The 24,772-nt window shown below is 68.2% G+C and carries 17 protein-coding genes; 7 read left to right on the top strand and 10 right to left on the bottom strand.

Annotated features, from left to right (window positions below; all coding sequences use genetic code 11):
• Positions 1 to 4: 4 nt before the first annotated feature.
• The 3 genes from PE061_RS13160 to PE061_RS13150 are packed head-to-tail and all read right to left on the bottom strand — an operon-like array spanning position 5 to position 2,669.
• Positions 5 to 562 (bottom strand): alpha/beta hydrolase, encoded by a 558-nt coding sequence (locus PE061_RS13160; protein ID WP_271255732.1) that lies wholly within the window; start codon positions 560 to 562, stop codon positions 5 to 7.
• Complete coding sequence (locus PE061_RS13155) at positions 475 to 1,299, bottom strand: enterochelin esterase domain-containing protein (RefSeq protein WP_271255731.1); 825 nt, start codon at positions 1,297 to 1,299, stop codon at positions 475 to 477. Before PE061_RS13155 ends, PE061_RS13160 begins: the two co-directional genes overlap by 88 nt.
• Complete coding sequence (locus PE061_RS13150) at positions 1,296 to 2,669, bottom strand: serine hydrolase domain-containing protein (protein WP_271255730.1); 1,374 nt, start codon at positions 2,667 to 2,669, stop codon at positions 1,296 to 1,298. The genes PE061_RS13155 and PE061_RS13150 overlap by 4 nt, the downstream gene beginning before the upstream one ends.
• A gap of 93 nt (positions 2,670 to 2,762) precedes the next feature.
• On the opposite strand from PE061_RS13150, the gene PE061_RS13145 reads away from it, so the two are divergent.
• Positions 2,763 to 3,641: a MurR/RpiR family transcriptional regulator gene (locus PE061_RS13145; RefSeq protein WP_271255729.1), complete on the top strand. Its 879-nt coding sequence runs from the start codon at positions 2,763 to 2,765 to the stop codon at positions 3,639 to 3,641.
• Positions 3,638 to 4,297, top strand: coding sequence for a M24 family metallopeptidase (locus PE061_RS13140; protein WP_271255728.1), 660 nt, complete (start codon positions 3,638 to 3,640; stop codon positions 4,295 to 4,297). The genes PE061_RS13145 and PE061_RS13140 overlap by 4 nt, the downstream gene beginning before the upstream one ends.
• A gap of 54 nt (positions 4,298 to 4,351) precedes the next feature.
• On the opposite strand, the gene PE061_RS13135 is transcribed toward PE061_RS13140, so the two are convergent.
• On the bottom strand, positions 4,352 to 6,655 hold the full coding sequence (locus PE061_RS13135; RefSeq protein WP_271255727.1) for a TonB-dependent receptor: 2,304 nt from the start codon (positions 6,653 to 6,655) through the stop codon (positions 4,352 to 4,354).
• Positions 6,656 to 6,898: 243 nt separating this feature from the next.
• Between PE061_RS13135 and dgcA the strand changes: the two genes are divergently transcribed.
• Entirely contained in the window at positions 6,899 to 7,906 is a 1,008-nt protein-coding gene (dgcA, locus tag PE061_RS13130; protein WP_271255726.1) for an N-acetyl-D-Glu racemase DgcA, read from the top strand.
• Between the two features lie 20 nt (positions 7,907 to 7,926).
• On the opposite strand, the gene PE061_RS13125 is transcribed toward dgcA, so the two are convergent.
• Positions 7,927 to 9,864 (bottom strand): FAD-dependent oxidoreductase, encoded by a 1,938-nt coding sequence (locus tag PE061_RS13125; protein WP_271255725.1) that lies wholly within the window; start codon positions 9,862 to 9,864, stop codon positions 7,927 to 7,929.
• 248 nt (positions 9,865 to 10,112) lie between these two features.
• On the opposite strand from PE061_RS13125, the gene PE061_RS13120 reads away from it, so the two are divergent.
• Positions 10,113 to 11,549 (top strand): amidase, encoded by a 1,437-nt coding sequence (locus tag PE061_RS13120; RefSeq protein WP_271255724.1) that lies wholly within the window; start codon positions 10,113 to 10,115, stop codon positions 11,547 to 11,549.
• Between the two features lie 57 nt (positions 11,550 to 11,606).
• Here PE061_RS13120 and PE061_RS13115 read toward each other — a convergent pair whose 3' ends face one another.
• A complete protein-coding gene (locus tag PE061_RS13115) occupies positions 11,607 to 13,721 on the bottom strand; it encodes a TonB-dependent siderophore receptor (protein WP_271255723.1) in 2,115 nt (704 codons plus the stop codon).
• Between the two features lie 350 nt (positions 13,722 to 14,071).
• Here PE061_RS13115 and PE061_RS13110 point away from each other — a divergent pair, with 350 nt between their 5' ends.
• The 3 genes from PE061_RS13110 (at position 14,072) to PE061_RS13100 (ending at position 16,511) form a co-directional block, all read left to right on the top strand.
• Positions 14,072 to 14,587: an Lrp/AsnC family transcriptional regulator gene (locus PE061_RS13110; protein WP_271255722.1), complete on the top strand. Its 516-nt coding sequence runs from the start codon at positions 14,072 to 14,074 to the stop codon at positions 14,585 to 14,587.
• Positions 14,588 to 14,656: 69 nt separating this feature from the next.
• Positions 14,657 to 15,667, top strand: a complete 1,011-nt coding sequence (locus PE061_RS13105) for a histone deacetylase family protein (RefSeq protein WP_271255721.1) — start codon at positions 14,657 to 14,659, stop codon at positions 15,665 to 15,667.
• A gap of 85 nt (positions 15,668 to 15,752) precedes the next feature.
• Positions 15,753 to 16,511, top strand: coding sequence for an AraC family transcriptional regulator (locus PE061_RS13100; protein ID WP_271255720.1), 759 nt, complete (start codon positions 15,753 to 15,755; stop codon positions 16,509 to 16,511).
• A 9-nt stretch (positions 16,512 to 16,520) separates the two neighbouring features.
• Here the strand turns inward: PE061_RS13100 and PE061_RS13095 are convergent, their stop codons facing one another.
• The 4 genes from PE061_RS13095 to PE061_RS13080 are packed head-to-tail and all read right to left on the bottom strand — an operon-like array spanning position 16,521 to position 24,678.
• A complete protein-coding gene (locus tag PE061_RS13095; RefSeq protein WP_271255719.1) occupies positions 16,521 to 19,769 on the bottom strand; it encodes an amidohydrolase family protein in 3,249 nt (1,082 codons plus the stop codon).
• Positions 19,766 to 21,031: an amidohydrolase family protein gene (locus tag PE061_RS13090; RefSeq protein WP_271255718.1), complete on the bottom strand. Its 1,266-nt coding sequence runs from the start codon at positions 21,029 to 21,031 to the stop codon at positions 19,766 to 19,768. Before PE061_RS13090 ends, PE061_RS13095 begins: the two co-directional genes overlap by 4 nt.
• Positions 21,028 to 22,446: an amidohydrolase family protein gene (locus PE061_RS13085; RefSeq protein WP_271255717.1), complete on the bottom strand. Its 1,419-nt coding sequence runs from the start codon at positions 22,444 to 22,446 to the stop codon at positions 21,028 to 21,030. The genes PE061_RS13090 and PE061_RS13085 overlap by 4 nt, the downstream gene beginning before the upstream one ends.
• A 42-nt stretch (positions 22,447 to 22,488) precedes the next feature.
• Positions 22,489 to 24,678 carry a TonB-dependent siderophore receptor gene (locus PE061_RS13080; protein WP_271255716.1) on the bottom strand — a complete coding sequence of 730 codons (2,190 nt, stop codon included), beginning with the start codon at positions 24,676 to 24,678 and terminating at the stop codon, positions 22,489 to 22,491.
• Positions 24,679 to 24,772: the final 94 nt, after the last annotated feature.

The raw sequence follows: 24,772 nt of genomic DNA, 5'->3' as shown, positions 1-24,772 counted from the left end.
GCGCCTATTCCCGAGACTGGCCGATCGTCGCCTCGAGCGCGCCGGGCAGCGTCGCGCGCCATTGCACGATGTCGTGGCCGCCGGTGTATTCGCGGTACGCGACGTCATAGCCCTTCGCGCGAAGCACGTGGTGCATCATGCGGTTCGGGATCAGCATCAGCGATCCCTCCCAGCGGCCGACGTTCATGAAGATGTTGAGCGGCGCCTTCGGGCGGAGCGCATATTGCTCGATCAGCCAACCCATGTCCGCGTCGGGACCGGCGTTCAGCGGGCGGTCTTCGTCGGTCTCGTCCTCTTCCTTGCCGCAGCACGCCGGATGCCACCAGAACGAGCCCGACTGCGAGACGACGTTTCCGAAGAGTTCGGGATGCGACAGGCCGGTGAACATCGCCGCGAGCCCGCCGAAGCTCGATCCGGCGACGACATTGCGTTCCGGCGCGCGCGCGACCGCGTGCCGCGCCCGCACGAACGGCATCAGCTCGTCGGCGATGAAGCGCTGGAAGGCCGGGTTCGGCGGCAGGTCCCGGCTCCGGCGCTCACCGTCGACCGGGCTGACGAGCACCGCGATCGTCGGGGGGATGCGCCCCCGGCGATCAGGGCGTCGAGCATGGCCGGGAGCTCGCCCGCGACGAGATAGGTCTCGCGGTCGAAGATCAGCAGCACGCCCGGCGCCTTCCCCGCCGCCGGGGGCACGTAGACCGACACCGGCCGGTCCTCGCCGAGCGCGCGGCTCGGCACCGTGTAATCGAAAAGCCGCCCCTTCGCCTTGGCCGCGACGAGCGCCGGATCGTCCGGCGCGTCCGGTCCTGCCGCGGCGGACAGGCGGCGGACCTTGCCGTCGTCGCCGCGCTCCATGAACGCCATCGCCGACAGCGGATCGGCGAAATAGTCGCGCGTCTTTCCGCGCTCGCTCTCGTGGTAGACCGCATCGGGGTGCGGCGTGTCACCGCCCGGCCTCGTGAAATAATAGGCGAAGCGCGCATCGGCGGGCAGCTCGGCGCTGCGCCAGAGGATGTCGGTGCCGGCAAGGCGTTGGAGCGGCACCTCGCGCCTGTTCTCCAAGAGCAGGAAACCGGCGGAGAGCCCCGCATCCGTCTGCGAGCGGAGCACGAACGTCACGCGCATCCGGTCCGGCTTGCCGGGAAGCCGCTCGATGAACGGCGTCCGGCCCCGCGCGTCCCGCCAGAAGGCGTCCGCTTCCGCGGGCGTATCGATCGCGGCGAGAAGCGCGGGCGGCACGGCGGCCGGGTCTGCGGCCCCTCCCGCCAGCAGGGCGGCGAGAAGCAGCGGCGATGTCATTCGGCGACCTCGAAGCCGAGGCCGCCCCGCCGGTCGAAGACAGCAAGCATACGCCCCTGCGCTTCCCCGAACCGGTAGACGCGCGCATCCCGGGTCACGTCGACGAGCGCGAACGTATCGGCGGCCTTCAGCGGACCGATCAGCGCATCGCGCCGCTGCTGCGCCGATGCACCGGGCGTGTCGGCTCCGGCGAGATAATCCGCCAGCCGTGCGCGGTCGCGCGCCGTCCGCCGCGGATCGCCGTCCTTCACCGGCAGGTAGGGGCCGAGCGCGGGATCGAACAGCGCGGCAAGGCGCGGCGCGAGGCCGCCCGGATGGCCGCGCTCGTGATTGGCCAGCATCAGCATGGCAAGTCCCTTCTCCGGCCAGCGCCCGACCCATGCCGAGAAACCTTGCCAGACCCCGCCGTGCGACACCACCCGGTGCCCGCGCACGCGCCGCGTCGTCCAGCCCGCGCCATAGCCCTCCACGGGTTTCGTGCCGTCCGGAAACAGCGGCGCGCTTTCGATGAACGCCTGCGCCGACGGCGGCAGCACGGTGTTCGCGGCGACGGCATGTTCCCACGCGATGAGGTCGTCGAGGCTGTAAAGCAGGCTGCCGTCGGCGAACGCGTTGGCGGTGCGCGAGACGTTCTCGGGGCGGATCAGCGCTCCGTCCTTGTCCGGGCGGTAGCCGCGCGCGCGGCCGGGAATGATCGCGTCGATGTCGTTGACGCGCGCGGTCTTCATCCCCGCCGGTCCGAACACGCGCTCGGCGAGGTGCGCGCCATAGGGCTTGCCGGTGACGGCCTCGATGATGAAGCCGAGCAGCACGTACCCCGAATTGCTGTAGGAGAAGCGCGTGCCCGGCGCGAAATCGAGCGGCCACGATCCGACCTTCGCGATGAAGGCTTCCGGCGTCCATTCCAGCGCGACGTTGAATTCCTCGCCGTCGTAGTCCGGCACGCCGGAGCGGTGCCGCATCAATTGCTCGACGGTGATGGCATTCCACAGCGCGGGCGCCGTCTTCAGATAGCGCCCCACCGGCGCATCGAGCGCCACGCGCCCGTCGGCGACGAGCTGCATGATCGCGGTCGTCGTGAACATCTTGCCGGTGGAGCCCGACTGGTAGATGTGCTCGGGCCGCGCGGGCACGCCAAGCTCGAGATCGGAAAAGCCGTAGGCCTTGCGCACCGCGGCGCGGCCGTCCTGCACGATGCCGAGGAGCAGGCCGGGGATATTGCGTTCGCGCATGTAGGCTTCCGCCGCCGCATCGACCGCGCTTTCGGGAACGGCGGCCGCGGCCGGGCGGGCCAGCACGGCGGTGGCCGACATGCCCATGAGCCCGATCGCACCGCGCCGCGAAACGCCCGCCTGTGTTGGAGCTTTCACCTTTTCCCCTCCTTGCCTATCAATACGATGACGAATCCGTCATGAATGTTATATTGGTAACATTGATGACGCAATGTGCAGAGTGAGAATGAGATGACCGACCTGTTCGCGCGGCTCGAGGCGGAGAATGCGAGTTATACGGCCGCAGAACGCCAGATCGCGCTGTTCCTGCTCAACAACCGCGAGATGATCCCGTTCGAGACGGCGGCGTCGATCGCGCAGCGGCTCGATGTCAGCGCGGTAACAGTCGGCCGTTTCTGCCGTATGCTTGGCTTCAAGCATTTCCGCGAGCTGAAGGAGCACCTGCGCATGTCCGCGCATCTGCCGTGGCTCGCCGGGCAGGCGTTCCAGGACTTCCTCTCCGACTTCACCGACAGCGACAAGAGGCGGCGGACGCTGGAGCGCGAGATCGAGCTGCTCGTCGCCGTCTACGAGCGCAGCCAGCACAGGGTCTGGGCGGATTCGGTGGCGCTGATCGCGCGCAGCAGGCGCGTGCAGATCGTCGGCTTCCAGACCGAGCGCGGCATCGCGGCGCTGCTCGCGCACAACCTGCAATACGTGCGCCCCGGCGTCGAACTCATCGACAGCGCCTCCGGGCATTTCGCCGACGTGCTGCTCGAGGACCGCAACGACCGCTGCCTCGTCATCGTCGACGTCCGCCGCTATTCGCGCAAGTCCCGCCATCTCGCGGAAAAGGCGGCGGATACGGGCATACCGCTCGTCATCATCACCGACACGCTTTGCGACTGGGCGCCGCGCCTCACCACCAACGTGCTCGCGGCGGACAGCGACGGCGCGCTGTTCTGGCAGAGCTCGGTGCCCATGGTCGGGCTGATCAACCTGCTCGTGAACGATGTCGTCGGCCACGGCGGCGGCCGCGACGTCGAGGAGCGGCTGGAACGGATCAGCGCGCTCTACGACGATTTCGTCGGCTTCGTGCGGCCGACGCGCACGCGGGGGAACGAGGCATGATGCGGCCCGAAGAACAGCTCGGCCCCAACTACGACTGGGACGGCATGATGGAGGCGCGCGCGCGCACCCGCGCCGCCGTCGGGGCGATCGCCGCCGAGATGCGCGTCGGCATGGCCGAGGAGGAGGCCGGGAAGATCGCGCGGCGCGTCCTCAAGGACGCGGGGCTGCTGCGCGGCTGGCACGGCATCTTCGTGCGCTTCGGGCCGAACACGGTGAAGTTCTACGGCGAGCCTTCGGAGCCGGGCGCCGTGCTCGGCGAGGACGACATCTTCATCGTCGACATCGGCCCGGTGTGGAAGAAATGGGAAGGCGACGCGGGCGACACGTTCGTCACCGGCGGCGACCCCGAGATGCACCGCGCGAAGCGCGACGTGCGCGTGCTGTTCGATCGCGTCGCCGCGAAGTGGCGCGCGGAGCGCCCGGCCGGCACGGCGCTCTACGACTATGCGTCGGCGGAAGCCGAGCGGATGGGATGGCGGCTGAACCTTGATCTCGGCGGGCACCGCCTCGCCGATTTCCCGCACGCGCTCGTGCATCGCGGCGAGCTCAAGGACGCCGCGTTCAGCCCGGCGCCGCAGCTCTGGGTGCTGGAGATGCACATCCGGCATCCCGAGCGGCGCTTCGGCGCCTTCTACGAGGACCTGCTCCTCGACTGAAAAAACGGCCGGGCATCGCTGCCCGGCCGAAGGGATCCGACCGCGTCCCCTGGGTCAGAACTTCACGTCGAAGCCGAGCGAAATCGTGCGCGGCCGGTTCACCGATCCCGTGTAGAAGGGATCGCGATAGGGCGACGTCGTGTTGAACAGCCTGCGGCTGAGATCGGCGCGGACATCGAAGATGTTGTCGATGCCGAGCCGCACCGACCACGGATCGCGGCCGATGCGGAACGAGGCGCCCGCCAGCCAATAATCGTCCTGCTTCGTGAAGTCGGGATTGGGGTCTTCCTCGCCGGGGCGCACGGTGCCGAAATCGGACCACGACGTGCCCGTGTAGGTGAGGTTGGCGTTGAAGCCCGCGACCAGCCCGGCGGCGAGATCGGCCTCGTAATCGACCGTGAACGACGCGGCGTGGCGCGGCACGTAGGGCATACGTTCGCCCTTGAAGCCGAGCCCTTCGATCGTCTCCCTGAGTTCGGCGTCGGTCAGCGAATAGGTGGCGCCCAAGGACAGTCCATCGGCAAGCAGGTTGCGCGTGCTGAGTTCGAGCTCGAAACCCTTCGAGCGCGCCTTGCCGGCGTTGCCGGTCACGACGAAGCCGAGATCGGTGTAGACCGTCGTCTGGATGTCCTTCCAGTCGATGTAATAGAGCGACCCGCTGACATAGAGCTTGCGATCGAGAAGCGCCGCCTTGGCGCCCAGCTCGTAGCTGACGATGCTGTCGGGCTTGTACTGGAACTGGTCGGGCGAGACGCCGGTGTTGACGCCCACCGTGTTGTATCCGCCGGGGCGATAGCCTTCCGCGATGGTGACGTAGGCGAGCGCGCCTTCGCCGAGATCGTAGGAGGTGTTGAAGCGGAACACCGTGCCGCTGTCCTTCGCGCGGCCTTCGCTGATCTCGTCCTCGAACGGCTCGGTGCGCGCCGTGCCGTCCGGATTGCGCGCGTCGAGCCCGAAGAACTGGTCGATGTTGTACTGCGTCTCGCTCGACCGGTAGTCGAAATAGCGCCCGCCGATGGACGCCTTCCAGCGTTCGGTGATCGCGTAGCCGATTTCACCGAACACGGCCCACTGGCGGAACTTCTGGCGCGAGACGGAGAGGAACTCGTCGTTGTCGTTCAGCTCGGCGCCGATGATGTTCTCCTCGAAGTCCTCCTGCCCTTCGAAGCCGAGCGGCACGGTTTCCTGGAGCCGGTCGCGCTCGCGGTAGCGCTCGTAGAAGGCGCCGAGGATGTAGGAGAGCGGGCCGTCGCTGTCGGAGACGAGGCGCACCTCCTGCGTCCAGTACCTGCCGCTATCGCGCGTGCCGGTCGCGACGTTCAGCGGCGGCAGCTCCTCGGGCAGGAGGAAGCTGCCGAAGATCACGTCGCGGATATAGGTGGTGTTGTCGTTGAGCGAGCGCCCCTTGGCGTAGCGGTACGATGTCGAGGAGGTGAGCCGCGCGCCGCCCAGATCGACGGAGGCGGTGAGGCTGAACAGGTGCTGGTCGCGCCTGGTGTAGCCGAGGAAATACTCGGCATTCGCATAGGGTCCGAGGTCCTCGTCGGCGGACGACGAGGCTCCGAATTTCGCGAGCTGGCCATAATAGGTGAGCGCGAGATCGAGCGTCTCGCTCGGCTTCGCCGCCAGCACGACGCGGGTCGAGAACGTGCGCTCGGTGTTCACGTCGTCGCGGCCGAGCAGGATGTTGTCGATATAGCCGTCGTTGCGGAAATAGCCTGCGTTCACGCGCAGCGCGAGCTTGTCGGCGACGAGCGGCAGGTTCAGCATCCCCGTCGCCAGCCAGTTGACGCCGCCGTGGCGCGTCGCGGAAACCTCGCCGCCCGCCGCGCCTTCCACGCGGCTGAAATCCGGCTTCGCGGAAATGTAGCGGATGGCGCCGCCGATCGCGCCGCTGCCGTAGAGCGTGCCCTGCGGGCCGCGCAGCACCTCGATGCGCTCGATGTCGAGGATGCTGGGGTCGAGGCTGGTCGGGATTTCCACCTCATCCACGTAGATCGCGGTGGTGCGGTAGGCGGAGTTGCCGCCGGTGCGGAGACCGCGCAGCACGATGTCGACGCCGTCGGTGGGGCCGGTATCTATGAAGCTGAGCCCCGGCACGTTGCGCACGTAGTCCGCCATCGCGGTGGCGCCGATGCGGGCGAGGTCCTCGCCGACCACGGCCTGGATGTTGTAGGGCACGTCCTCCAGCCGCTCGTTCCGGCGCGTCGCCGTGACGACGATGACGTCCTCGCCGCCGCTTTCCACGATTTCCGCCGCCGCTGCGGTCGCGGGCGCGACGACAGCAGCCGACAGCAGCGTCGCCGCGGACGCCATCAGCACCGCGAACCTCCGGGTCCTTCGCTGCGCATTCACCATATCTTCCCCCTCTGGCATGGCCGGGCCGCTCCGGCCGGACTCGCATCGTTCGACATCAAGTCTATTATGTAATAAAACTGACAACAAGTTTTTATTGCCATGTCAATAGCATCATTGCATTAGGTCGCCTCCGGGATTGGAAACAATATTTCCCGTGGGAGACGAAATTGTCCTGAATGCGCGAAGTTGCCGGATTTTCCTGTTTGTTATATATCTAACATTATTCACGAAAGATGCTCCGTCATGAAACCGGAAAAGACCCCGATCACGATCACCGCGCGCGCCGAGCGCCACGCCCTGCGCGAACCGTTCCGCATCGCGCGCTGCACGACGACCCACAGCCTGATGATGGTCGTCGAACTCCATGCCGGCGGTTTCACCGGGCGCGGCGAGTGCGAGCCGCATGAAACCGACGAGGCGATGCTGGACGAAGCCGTCGCCGAGGCGACGGCGCTCGCGCCGATCCTCGCCGAGGGCATCACCCGCGACGAACTTCCCGCCGCCCTGCCGCGCGGCCCCGTCCGCAACGCCGTGGACTGCGCGCTCTGGGACCTCGATGCGAAGCGGGCGGGCATCGGCGCGGCCGCGCTTGCCGGGCTGCCGCCGCTCAGGCCCTGCCCCACCGTCTACACGCTCGGCATCGACAGCCCGGAGACGATGGCGCGCAAGGCCGCCGAAAAGACCGACTGGACCCGCTTCAAGATCAAGCTGGGCGGCGTGGAAGCCGCGCGCGATCTCGCGCGCGTCGAGGCGGTGCGGCGCGCGCGCACGGACGCGGACCTCATCGTCGATGCGAACGGCGGCTGGTCGATGGAGCTTCTGGAGCGGATGGCGCCCGCGCTCGCGTCGCTCGGCGTCCGCCTCATCGAGCAGCCGCTCGCGCCGGAGGCCGACGAAGCGCTCATCGGCTACCGGAGCCCCGTGCCGCTCTGCGCCGACGAAGCCTGCCTCGACCGCGCCTCGCTGCCGCGCGTGATCGGCCGGTACAGCCATATCAACATCAAGCTCGACAAGACCGGCGGCCTCACCGAGGCGCTGGCGCTCGCGGACGCCGCCGAGGCGGCGGGGCTCGGCATCATGGTCGGCTGCATGACCGGCACGTCGCTCGCGATGGCCCCGGCGCTGCTCGTCGCGCAGCGCGCCGCGTTCGTCGATCTCGACGGGCCGATGCTGCTCGCCGCCGACCGGCCGCACGGCCTGCGCTATGAAAAGGGCCTCGTCCATCCGGCGGAACCGGCGCTCTGGGGCTGAACCCCCCGGCGCCCGCCCGCTCAGATCAGCTGAAGCGCCGCGCGCGTCCCTTCCTGATAGGCTGCAAGCCACGTCTGATACCCCTGCAATTCCGCTGCACCGAACGCGATCCGCCCGAAGCCCCTGCGCGCATACGCGCGCGCCGGCGGGCGACCGGGCGAACCGAAGAAGAAGCCCGGCTCGGGCACGACGAACGCGTGCCCCCACCGGTTCAGCACGATCCCCGCGATGTCGCGGCGGGCATCGAAGCCGTGCGCCCCGAACATCTCCTGCATCTGTCTCCGGATCTGCATCTCGAAGTCGTGAAAGGGCGTCGCGAACAGGCGCATACGCGCATCGACCGTCTGCGCCGCCACCGGATCGCCCGGCTTCAGGAACGGCACGTAGAAGGTGAGCATCGTCGGCGCGTCGGGAGACAGCGGTTCGGACTGCCCGTCGATCATCATCGGGCGGCGAATGTTGGTCGCGTAGCCGAAGCCGTCGAACCAGCGCGCCGCCGATATGCCGAGCCTGTCGAGGAAGCGCCAATGCCGGACAGCGACGTTCGCAACCAGTATCGGCGCGTAGTGCAGCCCCTGCCACGCCTCGCGGTAGTCCTCCGGCATGTCGGCGACGATCCGCCGGGCGATCCAGCCGCCGCACGCCATCACGACTCCCTTCGCGCGCACGCGGTAAAGTCGGCCGTCCTGAAGGTATATCACCGAAACGGTCTCCGCCGTGTCCGGATGCCCGTCGTGAACAACACGAACCACGGTCGACCCTAGCCGGACGCGGGTGGCATTCTCCGCCCGGTCGAGCGCCTCCCGCCGGGTTTTCCCGAAGACGAGGGTCCGCGGCCCGCCGTCCGCGTAGGCGGCCGGGATCATGGCGCGGACCATCGCGCGCGGATAGATCGCGTTGCCCATCGGAAACGAGAACAGGAAATCGCGGTCGGGGCTCTTGCGCCAGTCCGCCGCGCTCACGCCCGGCATCGCCATGATGCGCGCGCCGTAGGCCGACACGCAGTCGATGCCCGCGCCCAGCGTGTTCGAAAGATAGGGATCGACCAGCCTCGCGATGGCCGAGGGATCGCACTTCATCACATCGCGAACGAACGCGTGATAGCTCATGCCGTCGAGCCAGCGGGCAAGCGGCGTATCCTCGGCGCCGGGGTCGTCGGCCTCCGAAAGATTGCGCGGATCGCTCGTCGTGCCCGCGATGCCCGGCGCCGAATGGCCGCCGGGGCTTTGCATCCATGCAAGGAGATTACGCTTGTCGTCGGCAGGCCACGGCAGCGCGGCGAGCCCGTCGTCCCACGGGTCGCCGATCCAGCCGTGCCCGCTGCCGCAGTAGTAGCCGACCGAGGCGACCTTTCGCCGCTTGAAGACCCAGTCGAAGTGATCGTTGGCGATCTTCAGCGGCCGCGACCCGTGCGCGGCATCGGCGAACGCGAAGTCCATCGGAAGCCCGAGCGCGCGGTGAATGTCGCCGAGAAGCCCTGTCGTGTAGGGACCCGTCTGGTTCGCGCCCTGCGGGCCGGAGACGATCCGGCCGTCGACCTCGATCTGGTTGCCGCGCGATTCCCCGCCGAACATGCGATGATTTTCCAGCACCAGGCAGCGCCCGCCCGCGCCGCGACGCGTGTGCAGCGCATAGGCGGCGGCCATCCCGGCGACGCCACCGCCCACCACGACGAGATCGTAGACGTCGTCGCGCCCGGCGATGTGCCGGAGCGCATCGTCGAACTCGCCGTCCCGAACGCGATGGGCGGCAGCGGCGACCTCGGCCGTGTTGCCGTTGGCGGCGGCATAGTCGCCGACGCCGCCCGGCCCGGACCAGCGCCCGTCGATGCCCGCGCCCGGCGCGGCGCGGACGGGCGCCGCGCCGACCATGCCGGACGCGGCGAGCACGCCGCCGACGAAATCGCGCCGGGCAATGCGGGTATCAATGCCCGGAATATCCTTCGGCCGCCCGCTCATCACCCTCCCTGTCGCCCGGCACCTGCCCCGAATGTCTAGACGAAGCCGGGTACCGTAAAATCCGCATCATCCCGCGTTGCCGCGGTCCCGATCACCAAAATCCCATCCACATTTGGAGGATTCTGCCGCGACGCCGTGCCGTTCTTCGCTTTTGACCTGCACACTCCCGCTAGCGTCGCCACGCAAATCGTCCGGGCAGCCGGAGCCGAGGCGCGAACGGTCTTGGCCCCCAGCATGAATGTAGAGTGATGGTCGATTTCACCGCGTATGCCGATCTGGACGCAACCGCTCTCGCCGGGGAGGTCCGCCGGGGAAGACTGGGCTGCGAAGAGATCGCGGACACCGCGCTGCGGGCGATCGCGCTTCTGAACCCGCGCATCAACGCCTTCGTGTCGACAGAGATTTTCACGGGCAAGACGCTGCCCGACGGCCCCTTCAGGGGCGTGCCGATCGCGCTCAAGGACTGCATCGCCGACATGAAGGGCGCCGAATTCTCCTTCGGGAGCCGCCTTGCCAGCGGAACCGTCGCCGCCTGCGAGGGAGAGATCGTCACGCGCCTGCGGAAAAGCGGCTTCCAGCTTCTCGGCCTTACCAACGTTCCCGAGCTGTCGTCGTCCGTGACGACCGAGCCCGTTCTCCACGGCCCGGCGCACAACCCCTGGGCGCTCGGCCATTCCACCGGCGGATCGAGCGGCGGCGCGGCGGCCGCGGTCGCCGCCGGCCTCGTCCCCGTCGCCTACGCGAACGACGGCGCCGGTTCGATCCGCGTGCCGGCGTCCTGCTGCGGCGTCTTCGGCCTGAAGCCGAGCCGGGGGCGCATCCCGACCGGCCCCGACAAGAACGACTACTGGCACGGCCTCGTCTGCCACAACGTGCTGACCCGGACCGTGCGCGACTGCGCCGCCGTGATGGACGCGACGGCCGGGCTCGATGTCGGCGCGCCCTACACGGCGCCGCCGCTCCAGCGCCCGCTCGCGGCGGAGCTCGGCAAACCGGTGCACGGCCTGCGCGTGCACTATTGCCTCGACGCCCCGAACGGCGTTCCGGTTTCGGAGGATTGCCGCGCCGCCGTTCTCTCCGCGGCAGAGCTGCTCGACGATCTCGGCTGCATCGTCAGCGAGGCGCAGCCGACGTGGGACGGCAAGCACCTCGACGACGTCACGGCGTTGATCGGCGTCAGCCTTGCAAGCGATCTGCCGGCGTTTTCGAAAGCCACGGCGCGCGCCGTCGGCCCGGAAACCGTGGAGCGCTGCAACCTTGCGTGGGCGGAGCGCGGCGCGCGGCTGCCGGCGACCGAGCTGCAACGCATCCTCTACGGCTTCGGCAGGCTCGGCAGGGAGCTCGGTCGCTTCTTCGCGGGCTGCGACCTCCTGCTCACGCCGACGCTGGCCCTGCCCCCGCCCCCGCACGGCTGGCTCGACGCCGACAGCGGCGATCTCGACGACTATCTGGGCCGCTTCTGGCGGTTCTCGCCCTTCGCGCCGCTCGCCAACGTCACCGGCGTACCCGCCATGTCGGTGCCGCTGCACTGGAATGCGGACGGGCTGCCGATCGGCGTCATGTTCACCGCGAGGTACGGCGACGAGGCGACGCTGATCCGCATGGCGAGCGCACTCGAGGCGGAGCGTCCGTGGATCGGGCGGCATCCGCCCCACAGCCTCTGGCACGCGCAGGACACGGCCTGACGTCTGCGCGGCGCAAGACGCGGCGGGAGATCGTCTCCCGCCGCGCCTGATCCCGGACTAGAAGCGATAGCCTGCCGTCAGGCGGTAGGTCCGCGGCATACCCGGCATGACATAGTCCCGCCCCGTCGATGCCGGGAAATAGCGCTTGTCGAACAGGTTGGCCACGTTGGCGTGGAGCCGGAAGCCGGCCCGTTCGTAGGAAAGGCCGGCATCCACGATCGTGAAGGACGGCAGATCGAAGGCCAGATCGGGATCGAACACGTCGACGAGTCCGCCCGACTGCTTGCCCTGATAGCGGATGCCGGCATTGGCGCCGAAGCCTTCGAGCGGACCGGACGGCACGATATACTTGGTCCACAGGTTGATCATGTGCTTCGGCACGTTTGCGGTGCGCTGCCCGATGACATAGTCGATGTCCTTCGTCACCTCGGCGTCGATATAGGAATAGCTGCCGACCACTTCCCATGTCGGCGTGATGCGGAACACGCCGTCGATCTCGAAGCCGCGGCTGCGCTGTTCGCCCGTCGCGCGGTAGATGCCCGAGAAGGGGCCGAAGTCGTCGTCCGAGGTCGCGACGTTCTGGCGCGTCAGTTCATAGATCGCGACCGTCCCGGTGATCCGGTCGCCGAACAGCGCGGCCTTGAGGCCGGCCTCGTAGGAGACGCCGAGCTCGGGCGGCAGCGGATTGTCCTGCGCGTCGAGATAGGACAGCTGGGGCGTGAACGACTCCGCGTAGCTGAGGAAGGCCGACAGGTCGTCGGTCAGTTCATAGGTGAGACCGACGCGGGGCGTGAAGCGCGTCTCCTTGTCCCCGTCCGCCTTCGCCCAGTCGTAGCGGCCGCCCACCAGCACGGAAAGCCGGTCCGTGATCTTCAGATGGTCCTGAACATAGAGACCGAAGCGGTTGTCCTCGGTCTTGCTCGGCGGGCGCAGATCGAAATCGGCGATCGGCGACCCGTAGACGGGATCGAACAGGTCGAGCGGCGCGATGACCCGGAACGGCCCAAACGCCTGAAGCTGATCGAAGCTGTAGTATTCCTGCCCGAGGATCAGCGTGTGCCTGATGCCGCCGGTCGAGAACTTGGCAATGAGGTTGTTGTCGACCGCGATCGACTTCGCGTCCACGCTCTGCTTGCGGGCGAAGCGATCGAGCGTGCGGTAATCCCCCTCGCCGCTCCGGTCTATGCCGAGCGCATAGATCGAATGGAAATCGACGTCGATCCAGCCGGCGCGCCCGATCGAGCGGAACGAGAGCGCATCCGAAAACTCGTGCTTGAGCTCGTACCCGACCTGCTGGCGGTCGATCTTCGACACGCTTCCGAAATCGGGCTCGCCGATCGAAAGCGAGCGGCGAAGCCGCCCGTTCGGATTCGGCAGGACCGTGCCTTCCGCGATCAGCGGCTGGGCGACGCCGTTCTTCTCGTCGATGAACTGGGACAGCAAGGTCAGCTGCGTTCTGTCGCCGAGAAAGAACGTAACCGTCGGCGCGATGAAATAGCGGTGCGAAACGTCCACGTCGTCCACGAAGCTGCCGCGCTCGCGATAGAGCGCGTTGACGCGGACGGCGACGCGGCTGCCGACCTGCACGTTGGCATCGAGCCCCGCGTCGAAATAGTCGTAGCTCCCGATCGACGATTGCGCGAAGACGAAATCGTCCTGCACGGGGCGCTTCGAGACGAGGTTGACGAGGCCGCCGGCGGGGGCCTGGCCGAAGAGCGCGGAGGGCGGTCCCTTCAGCACCTCGACGCTTTCCATGCCGAACAGCTCCTCCTGAACCCAGAAGGTCTGGTCCGCGCGCAGCCCGTCGATGTAGGTATTGCCCTGCGCCTCGAACCCCCGGATGCGGTAATAGTCGAACCCTTCGAAATAGCCTCCCGGCGTCACGCCGGCGGCGTTGCGCAGCGCATCCTCCAGCTCGACGACGTTCTGCGAGTCGAGAAGCGCCCGGTCGATGATGGCGATCGACTGGGGCACCTCCTTCAAGGGAATGGGCAGCTTGGCGCCCTCCACCGAAAGCTCCATCATCCCCCGCTTGGCGAGCACGATGATGTCTTCCTCGGGCCTGTCGTTCGTGCCCGCCTCCTGCGCAAGCGCCGAACCGGCCGCGCTGCCGAGCAAGCTTGCGGCAAGCACAGTCCATACCGGCCTTGTCAATCCGATCAACGTTCCCATTACCCCCTCCTTTGTTGCGACCTTCGCGGATTCCCGCGTATTGTCGAAGGGAAGCGTCGCACAGCGGCCCTTGCGAGTTTCGGCGTATCGACCGGCCTTTCTGGTGATTTCCTCTTTCCGGCCCGGGCGCGGTGGTCGTTTACACCAGACCGGCCTTCGGGCCGCGGACAGGCCCGGCGAACCCCGTGCGGAATGGGGCGCCCGGCCGCGGCGTTGATTTTCGAACCGGCCCGCACAGCGCTTCCCGCGATCGGGCCGCGCCCGGGCCAGCCGACGGACGCGCGCTTTTTGCTTGCCTGACAAGGCCGTCGGCCATTTAAGCTTGACCGGAAACGGGCACAGCAGAGGTCATGATGGGTTTTCTTCCCAAGCTGGATTTCCTCGACATCAAGATCCTGCGCGCCCTGTCGCGCAATGCGCGAATGACGAAGGCGCGCATGAGCGAGGAGGTCGGCCTGTCTGCGACGCCGTGCCACGAGCGCATAAAAAAGCTCGAAAAATCAAAGATAATCCGCGGCTACCATGTCGATATAGATTATCAGAAACTGGCCCGATACGAGATCTACATCGTCGAGGTTTACATAAAGAAAGAATATTCGCTCAACAAACACCACATATTCCAGAGAACCATCCAGAGCATTCCGGACATCATCCAGTGCCATTTCGTGCTCGGCCGCGTCGACTACCTGATGATGGTGGCCGCCCGGTCGATCGACCATTACCGGAGCATCATGGAGGACCTGGTGTCGCGCGACGGCTTCGAGATGGACTATGTGAGCTATCCGGTCTCCTCGACGATCAAGTCGCCGCAGGGCGCCGGCATCATCGACCTCATCCACCGGGACTATCACGAGATCGACTCCTGACCGCCCCGCACACCGTTCGTTCGCGATCGCCGCTTTTCGGCAGGCGGGTGAAAATGCTATCGCCGGGGCATGATCTTCTTCTTCGACGAGCGACAGCTCCGGCACACGCCGCTGCGCGAACTGCACAACGGCGCATGGACGCCTTACGCCGAATGCGCCGACCGGGCGCTGGGCATCCGCGAGGCGCTGGGCATTCCGGCGCCCGCGCGGGATTTCGGCATGGCCCCGATCGAGGCGGTTCACGACGCGGACTATCTCGCCTTCCTGAAGGGCGCGCACGCGGCATGGCTCGCCGCCGGGCGCGAGGGCGACGCGATCGGCTACACGTGGCCCGTCGTCCATCGCCGTAAACTACGGCTCGATCGTATCGACGCCCGGCTCGGCCGGTACAGCTTCGACGCCTCGACGCCGATCGCGGAGGGAAGCTGGGAAGGCGCCTACTGGTCGGCGCAAACGGCGCTCACCGCGCTCGACACCGTGCTCGCGGGCGCGCCCACGGCCTTCGCGCTCTGCCGCCCGCCGGGGCACCATGCCGGGGCCGACTATCTCGGCGGCTATTGCTATCTGAACAATGCCGCGATCACCGCGCAGCGCGCGCACGACGCGCGCGCGGGGCCGGTCGCCATCCTCGATGTCGATTACCATCACGGCAACGGCACGCAGGACATCTTCGAGGCGCGCGGCGACATTTTCTTCGCCTCGCTCCATGCCGACCCGGCAACCGACTATCCGTATTACTGGGGCCATGCCGACGAGACCGGCACCGGCGAGGGCAAGGGCGCGACGCTGAACATCCCGATGCCGCGCGGCACGCGGATCGACGCCTATCTCGCCGCGCTCGACACCGCCGCCGCGCGGATCACGGCGTGGGGCGCGCGCTTCCTCGTCGTCTCGTTCGGGGCGGACACGTTCTCCGGCGATCCGATCTCGCACTTCGCGATCGAAACGGAGGATTTCGCGGCGATCGGCGCGCGCATCGCCGCGATGGGCCTGCCGACCGCGATCATCATGGAAGGCGGTTACGCCGTCGGCGATCTCGGCGGCAATGTCGCCCGCTTCCTTTCCGGTTTCCCCGAATAGGCGCACGTCTTTCGCAATCGGCGCGGCGCCCTTGCGAGCGCGGCCGGAACGCAATACTATCTCCGCGTTTATCGGAAACAGGCCAATGAAGCGGAGCGCGGACTATCCCTTGGAACTCAGGCCCGTGATGGGCTTCGAGGACGATTATCCGGCCGGTTTCGTCGACCCCTTCCATTCGCACGAGCGCGCGCAGCTTTCCTATGCGAATTCCGGGGTCATGCTGTTCATCACGGACAATTCGAGCTTCGTGCTGCCGCCCCGCCGCGCCATCTGGCTTCCCGCGGGCGTCAGGCACAAGGCGATCTGCCGCGGCCCCGTGAACATCCACACGGTCTTCATCGACCCCGAGATCGAATACCTGCCGCACGCCTGCCGCGTCTTCGAAGTCTCGCCGCTGGTGCGCGCGCTCATCCAGGAGGTGTTCGGCTTCAAGCCCGCCTATGACGAGGAAGGCCGCGAGGGGCGGATCGTGCGGCTGCTGCTCGAGGAAATCCAGCGGATGCCGAACATCCCGGTGATGGCGCGCATGCCGGAGGACAGCCGGCTGCTGCGGGTCTGCCAGGCGATCCTCGACGATCCAGCGGACCCGCGCGACATCGACGACTGGGCACGCCTCGCGAGCATGGGCCGCCGCACGTTCACGCGGCTGTTCAAGCAGCAGACGGGCATGGGCCTCGCGACATGGCGGCAGCAGGTGCGGCTGATGGAGGCGCTGTCGCTTCTCGCCTCCGGCGTCTCCGTCACCAACGTCGCCTACGATGTCGGATACGAGAGCCCGAGCGCGTTCACGGCGATGTTCCATCGCTCGTTCGGCGTGCCGCCGAGCCAGTACGTCATCAGCTGAAGCGCCGATCTATCGCCCCTCGGCGAACCACGGCGCCGCGTGCGGCCGCGCCCTCGGCCAGAGTTCATCCAGAGTCGCGCCCTCATGAAGGCGGCCGTTCTTCATGACCTGCGCGACGCGCCGCGCGTTCCGGATGTCCGTGCGCGGATCGGCATCGAGAATGACGAGATCGGCGTATTTGCCCGCCTCGATGCTGCCGAACTCGCGCGCGTGGCCGATCGTCCTCGCGCCGCCGATCGTGGCGGCGCGCAGCACCTCGACGGGCGTCATGCCGCCCATCACGTGCGCTTCCATCTCCCAGTGGTAGCCGATGCCCGGCAGTTCGCCGTGCGCGCCGATGCCGACCGTGCCGCCCGCCCGCTGGATCGCCGCTGCGCCGGCAGCCACGGCCGGAAAGCTGTAGTCCGAATCTATCCGCCACGGCCGCGCGCGCATCTTCGCGTCGGCGGCGAAATGCGGCGTGAAGCGGCGGTATTTCGGATCGTCGTGCTGATTGTCGCGGGCGATGAAATAATCCTGCCCCGGCGGCCCGCCGTGCGTGATCATCAGCGTCGTCGTGTAGGCGCTGCCGCTTCGCGCCGCGAATTCCACCACGTCGCGGCCGAGCGGCGTCACGGGAAAGGCGTGCTCGCTGCCGCCGTAGCCGTCGATGATCTGGCTGAGCTCCAGCTTCAGCGACAGCGCGCCTTCCGTGGTGGCGAGCATCCCGAGCTCCTGCGCCGCCATCGCGATCCACTGGCGGACACGGCGGCTGCCCGCGCGATACTGCTTGATGTTGAAGGTGCGGTAGTGGTCGCGGTAACGGCGCAGCACCGCGCGCACCGCGTCCAGCGACTCGAAGCGGTTGAACGAGAACAATGCCGGCCCCGTGGACGGCATACGCGCTCCGACCGCCAGCCCCGCGTCGATCAGGTCCTCGTAGGCGAGCCCGTCGATGGTCAGCGTCGAGGGATCGAACGCCGTCGTTATCCCGTAGGCGAGCCGTTCGGCGGGACCCCACGGCGCCATGTCGAGCACGTCGCGGCGCACGTCGGCGACGTGGTCGTGCGTGTCGATGAAGCCGGGCACGATCGTCTTGCCGCGCACGTCGCGGACGGTCGCGTCCGGCGGCACGGGAAACGACCCGCGCGCGCCCACGGCGGCGATCCTGTCGCCGTCGACGAGAATGTCCGCGTCCTCGATCACCGTGTCGCCGTTCATCGTGATGGCGCGCGCGCCGCTCAGCAGCAGGCGGCCGGACGGCGTGTCGCGCGGCACCTCGACGACCATTTCCGTCGTCGTCGGTTCGGCGCCCTCCAGCGGCATACGGTAGAACGTCGAGCCGACCGCCCACGTGATCGTGCGCCCGCCCTCCGCCCATTCCAGGAAGTCCGCGCCGGCATCGGACAATTGGCGATGCGCGGAGCCGGGTTTCAGCAGATCGACGCACCCGTCCGGAGTCCCGCGCAGATCGACGAGATGCAATTGCTGCGCGATGATCGCGATGGCGTGCGTCCCGTCCGGGCTGATGCGCACGTCATCGACCGGCACCGCGCCTTCGATGAAATAATAGCCCGGCCCGACGATGGAAGCCACGCGGCGCCGTTTCCCGGTCGCCAGATCGACGGCGTTGAGGCCGTCCGCGAATTGCAGGTAAACCTCGCCGGGGCTTGCGGCGAAGTGCGGCTTGCCGCCCATCGTATCGGTGAGGATGTCGCGTGCCGCGCCGCCCGCGACCGGCAGCGAGACGAGCGTCGCCTGTCGCTGGTTGCCGAACTCCATGTAGGTGAGCAGGCGCGCCGCCTGCGGCGAACGCAGCGCGAGCACGGCGGCGCCGTCCGGCGTGAACGCGGGGCTCGTGTAATAGTCGGCGGCAGCAGTCAGGCGGCGCGGCGGCGCGGCGCCGTCAAGCGGCGCCGCCCACACGTGCCCTGCGCCCTTCGCGGTCCACGTGATGAAGGCAAGGGTCTTGCCGTCGGGCGACCACGACGGATGGAATTCCGGATCGCCGCCGCCGGTCAGGCGGTGCGGTTTCGCGCTGCCGTCGGCGGGCATCACATAGACCCGGCCGAGCGCGGAGAAAGCGAGGGATTTGCCGTCCGGCGACAGCTCCGGCGTCTGGATCAGCCGCGCGCGAACCGGCCCCGTTTCCTGCCGGATATCGGGCGCCTGCAAGGCACCGAGGTCCGCGTCGACCTTCGCGGCAAAGGCGATGTTCGTCCGCGTGCCCGATGCGACGTCGATCCGTTCGATCCGGCCGTGGCCGCCGACGATCAGCGCCTTGCCGTCCGGCGTGAAGGCATAGCCGGGAAACAGGTCCTGCCAGGCCGAGGCTTCCGCGAGATCGCGCTGCACGGGAAACGCCAGCCTCCGATCCGAACCGGTTTCAAGGTCGCGCACGTGAAGCGCGGTGCCGCCGTCGCGGCGCGCGGCGTAGGCGAGGGTCTTGCCGTCCGGCGAGACCACGGGCCGGAAGAACGCGCCAGCCGGGCCGCCGCGCCTGTTCGCGGGCTCCGGCAGGATCACGGTTTCCTCGCCCGTCGCGAGATCGCGGCGGCGGAGCGTCCATTCGGGGACGCCGTCGAAATTGATGCTGCCGGCGAGCGCGGCGAAGTAGAGAGAGCGGCCGTCGCGCGAGGCGTTCGCGCCGATCGCGTGCCGGGTTGCCCCGCCGCCCTGATCCGGGCCCGACGGCACCGGCACGATCAGTTCCGCGGTGCCGGAGAGCGTGTGCCGCCACAATTCGTAGGCATTGCGGTCAGGCAGGAAGCGCGTCGCGTAGATCGCGCCGCCGTCCGCGCTCCACGCGGGCGACGTCAGCGGCGTATCGTCGTCGCGGAAACTGATCTGCCGCGCGCCCGATCCGTCCGGCCGCATCACCCACAGGTTCTCCGATCCCGAACGGTCGCTGACGAAGGCGAGCCACTTGCCGTCGGGCGAGAACACCGGCTGCGTCTCGAACGCCATGCCCTGCGCGACCGGCTTCGCCCGCCCGCCCGACACCGGCATCACGTAGAGATCGCCGAGCAGATCGAAGGCGATCGTCCTGCCGTCGGGCGAAAGCGACAGCGACGCCCAGCTCGCCTCGTTCGTCTCGAAGCTGATGCGGCGCGACGGCGTCATCGGCAGCGTCTGCCCCGGCGGCTGGGTTGGCGGCGGCACGGCGGCGGGCGTTCCGGTCTGCGCGGCCGGAGACAGCATCGGCAGCCCGAGCTCGCCGGGATCGTGCGCCGCCGCGGGCCATGCCAGCAGCGCGGCGAGGAGGATGCCGCGTTTCATCGGTAGGCGGGCGGCAGCGGGCTCTCGGTACCCGGCCGGTAGCGGTCGCGCAGTGCCGACTGCCGCGAGGTATCCGTCGCCTCGCGCCCGCCGATCAGCACCACGGCGGGGCCGGACGACGGTTCGAGCGGATCGCCGTCCCAGATCACCAGATCGGCCGCCTTGTCGGGCGCGATGCTGCCCTGACGGTCGTCCGCGCCCCAGATCTCGGCGCCGCTGCGCGTGATCGCGCGCAGGGCGGCGGCGTAGGGGAGCCCGTTCGCGGCGGCGATGCCTGCGCCTTCGCGCAGCGCCGATCCGGCGTTGTAGCTGAGGTGGATGCCGGCGCCGGGCACCGTGAACGCGATCTTCACCCCCGCATCCGAAAGCAGCGCGGCGTTGTCGAGACGCGCGCCGATCTGGTCGAAGCTGTACGGCAGGTTGAGCATCGGATCGAGGACGACCGGAATCCGCTTCGCGGCGAGGTCCGCCCTCGCGCGCCACGCCTCCGCGCCGCCGAGGATGACGACGCGGATTCCATAGTCGCCCGCGAGCGCGATCGCCTGCCGGATATCCGATTCCCGCTCGGCGGCGATCACGAGCGGGATGCGCCGGTCGAGCACGGGCGCGAGGCTGGCGCGGTCGAGACGGCCGAGCAGGCGCTCGCGCGGGTCGATGCCCTGCGGCGCCCGCGCCTCGTCGAGCGCGTTGCGGATGAGCTGCCACTGCGCCGCGCGCGATCCGCCCGCCTTGTCGGAGGTGCCGCTGCCGACGCGCACGAACAGCGCCGCCTGCGCGCGGTCCAGAATATCGCCGTCCGGCTTCAGGTGCACGAGCGCGCCGCGCCCCTGAAACGGCGCCGAGGCGGAGCCGCCGGGGAACACCATCGCCTCCGTCACGCCGTCCGCCCGCGCCTGCGCGACGAGCGTCGAATTGGCGTTGAGCGCGTATTGGATGTCGAATGCCGCACCGAGCGCGCCGCTCGCGACCGACTGGTCGTTGGTCTCGCGCGCGCCCGACACCTCGGAAAGCCCGAGCTGCGTCGCGGCGTTGACGAGGCCCGGCGTCACGATCCGGCCCGCCGCGTCGATGACGCGCGCACCGGCGGGAACCGCGCCCGCCGCCGCGACCGAGACGATCTTCCCGTCCAGCGCCACGATCGTCGCGTTCTCGATCGGCGTCGCCGCCGTCATCGTCCACGCCCGCGCATTGACGATCGCCACGGTTTCGGCCTGCGCCGGCAAGGCCGCGAGCATGGCAAGGACGGCAAGCACGCGCTTCATCGCGCGGTCTCCGCGCGGCCGATCTCGAAATCGCTGCGCGGCCGATAGGCCGGGTCCGCGCGGTCGTAGATGAGCGCGCCGTCGATGTAGACGCGATCGGCGTGGCTGTAGATGCTGAACGGGTCGCCCGACCACAGCACGAGGTCGGCATTGTAGCCGGGCGCCAGCGTGCCGACGCGGTCGCCGAGGCCCATCGCCTGCGCGGGATTGCTCGTCACCCAGCGGATGACAACCTCGGGCGGCAGGGCGAGGCCCGCGCGGCGCCCGGCGCCTGCCGCCTTGGCGGCCTCGATGGTGAGCCGCTGCCCGACCTGCGGCGAATCCGAGTGCATCATCGCGCAGCCGCCCGCCGCCTCGACGAACGCCGCGTTCTCGCGGATGGCGTCCTGCGCTTCCATCTTGAATCCCCACCAGTCGGACCAGACCGCCGCGCACGTTCCCGCCTCGCGCAGCATCGCCGGGATCTTGTAGGCTTCCGTCGCGTGGTGGAACGCCGCGATGCGGAAACCGAATTCGCGCGCGAGGCCCAGCATCATCGCCATGTCGTCGGCGCGGTAGCAATGCGCGTGCACGCGTATGTCTCCGGCGAGCACACCGCCGAGCGTTTCGAGTTCGAGATTGCGTTGTCCCCGCGGACCGCCTCCTCGGCCCGGCCGCTCGCCGCGCGACCGTTCGAGATGATCTTCGGCGGCGGAGAACGCGGCGCGGAACATCGCAAGCTCGCCCTGACGGCTGTTCGGCGCGCCGCCGCGGCCGCCGTAATGGAGTTTCGGATTCTCGCCGCAGGCGATCTTCAGTCCCTGCGGCGCGCCCGGAAACTTCATGCCCTGCATGGTGACGGCGGGAATGTTCTTCAGGACCACCGAACGCCCGCCGATGATCGTCGTCGACCCGGGCAGGATCTGCATCGTCGTGACGCCGCCCGCGAGCGCGCGGCCGAAGGCGACGTCTTGTGCGTTCACCCCGTGCTCGATCCACGTCTCGGCGGCGTTGGGATCGCTGATCTCGGTGACGTCGGAGCCGTTCTCGTCGACCGAGGTCAGCGGCACGACGAAGGTGCCGTTGTGGCTGTGCACGTCGATGATGCCGGGCGTCACCCACTTGCCGCGGCCGTCGACGACCGCCGCGCCGCCCGCATCGAGATTGCGGCCCACGGCGACCACGCGCCCGTCCCGCACCAGCACGTCGGCCGCGTCGTGCCGTCCGCCGGCGCCGTCGAGGATCGTGGCGCCGGTGATCAGCATGTCCGCGCGCGGCAGCGGCCGGTACGTGCTCGGCCACGGGTCCGGCACGGACGGAGACGCGGAGGAGGATTGTCGTTCCTCCTCCTTTTTCTTCGCAGCGACCGGGGACGCGAAGAGGGCGGCGGCGGCAAGCGCGAGGGCGACACGGCGGAGCTTTCCGCACCTGTTCATGTCACCCCCCATTCGCCGCTCCGCCCCTCGTTACTTACGCGATCAGAACTTGCGCGTCACCGTTCCGATCACCTGGCGGCCGGCGCCGAAATTGCACCCGGCCGGACCCGAACAGCGCGCGACATAGGTCTTGTCGAAGATGTTCGAGCCGTTGATCGCGAAACGCCATTCCGGCGTGTCGTAGTGGATGATCGCGTCGAACAGCGTCGTGCTTTCACCGTAGTAGACCACCGGGTTGAACGCACCCGGCAGGCTGCCCGCGCTCTTGCTGTTGTAGCGCCCGCCGAGGCCGAAGCCGAGACCGCCGAGCGAGCCCTGCTGGATCGTGTAGTCGACGAACAGCGACAGCTTGTGCTTGGGCGTCGTCGGCAGCGGTGCGCCGATCTCGCCCGCGAAGCTCGATTCCTTCACCTCGCTGTTGTTGTAGCTGTAGGAGCCGTTGATCGAGATCTGCTCGCGGATGCGCGCCACGAGCTCGATCTCGCCGCCCCACACCTCGACCTCGCCGCTCTGCGTGCCGAACACCGGCGTCACCGAGGGCGAGGTGCTCACCACGTTCTTCTGCTTGATGTCGAACACGGCCGCCGTCACGAACAGCTTCACGTCGTCCGGCAGACCGCGCGCATCGTATTTGATGCCCGCCTCGATCTGCTTGCCGGTCGAAGGCTTGAAGTCATCGCCGGTGACGCTGTCGACGCCGAGCACGGGCTCGAACGAGGTCGCGTAGCTGACATAGGGCGCAAAGCCGCTGTCGGTCACGTAGTTCGCGCCGACGCGCCACGTGAACTTGTCCTGCTTCGTGGTCGCCGCCGTCAGCGCGCTCGCCACCTTCACCCAGTCGTAGCGTCCGCCGAGCGTCAGGTAGAAGTTGCCGAAGCCGATCTGGTCCTGCGCGTACACGCCGGTCTGCTTCAGGCGCTGGTTGTTGAACGCCGACGGATAGCCCGGCTCATACGTCGCCTGCGGCGCGTACACCGGATCGAACAGGTCGATCGTGTTGGCGAAGATGAAGCCGAAATCCGCCTTGTTGTAGACGTTGCGGTAATCGAGCCCGACGAGCAGCTTGTGCTCCGCGGCGCCGGTTCCGAATTTCGCGTCGATCCGGTTGTCGGTCGCGAAGCTCGTCACCTTTTCCTTGTAGCTGAAATTATACTGCTGGACCGTTCGGTAATAGCTCGGGTCCGAGGAATCGGAGGTGTTGATGAGACCGCCGCCGCCGTAGATCCCGACCGGCGTATCCTCCTTGTAGTCGCTCCACTTCACGTTCGAGCGGAACTTCAGGCTGTCGGAGAATTCGTGCGTGGCGTCCCAGCCGAGCGCGAACTGCTTGCGCTCGTACACGTTGTTGGGATCGCCGAGGTTGGTGCTGCGCTTGACCTTGCCGACCGGGTTGTCGAGCAGCGTGCCGTAAACGGGCAGGAAGCCGTTCGTGTCGCCCTTCACCTTGTCGTACTGGTAGTAGCCGAGGCCGGTGATCGTCGTGCGCTCGCCGAGACGCCACGTGAAGGTCGGCGCGACGGTGAAGCGGCGCGCGGACACGTGGTCGCGTTCCGCATCGCGGTCGCGGTACAGCGCGGTCAGGCGCGCATCGAGCGACTCGGCGATCGGGCCCGTCACGGTCCCCGCGATCTGCTTGTAGTCGTCCTCGCCGTACTTGGCGCTGATCTCGCCGCCCGGCGTGCCGAGCGCGCGCCGGCTGACCTGGTTGTAGATGCCGCCGGGAGGGGCGTTGCCGTAGAGCACCGAGGCCGGGCCCTTCAGCAGGTCGAAGGAGTCGAAGGCGTAGAGATCGACGCCGACCGAATAGATCGAGGTCGAGATCGGCGCGGCGAGCCCGTCGATGTACTGCTTCGGCGTGAAGCCGCGCACCGTGAAGAAGTCGAAGCGGAGGTCGGGGCCGTAGTTCTCGCCGAACACGCCCGCCGTGTACCGCACCGCCTGCTGTGCATCTATGAAGTTCAGAAGGTCGATCTGGTCGCGCGTCACCACAGAGATCGACTGCGGCGTCTCGATGAGCGGGATGTCGGTCTTGCTCGCCGTCGCGCTGCCTTCGGGCACGTAGTTGCGCGCGGTGACGATGATCGCCTCTTCCCCGTCCACCGTGGTGCGCGTGGTCTCGATCGACGGCCCGCCCTGCGCCGCATCCTGCGCGGCGGCGGGAAGCGCGGTGAATCCTGTGAGTGCGGCGCCGGCAAGCAGCAGCGTTCTCAGCGTCCTGTCATGAACGGTCATTGCATTCCCCCTTTGACGACATGAAGTTTCGAACCTCTTGGTGATTATGGCGCCCAGATTACCGCGCATCGGGCCGAACGGCGTTTCGGCGCAG

Origin of the sequence: Sphingosinicella microcystinivorans (assembly GCF_027941835.1) — a bacterium.
Classification (GTDB): domain Bacteria; phylum Pseudomonadota; class Alphaproteobacteria; order Sphingomonadales; family Sphingomonadaceae; genus Sphingosinicella.
The sequence above is the reverse complement of the archived record's forward strand: the minus strand, read 5'-3'. Positions and strand labels throughout refer to the sequence as shown.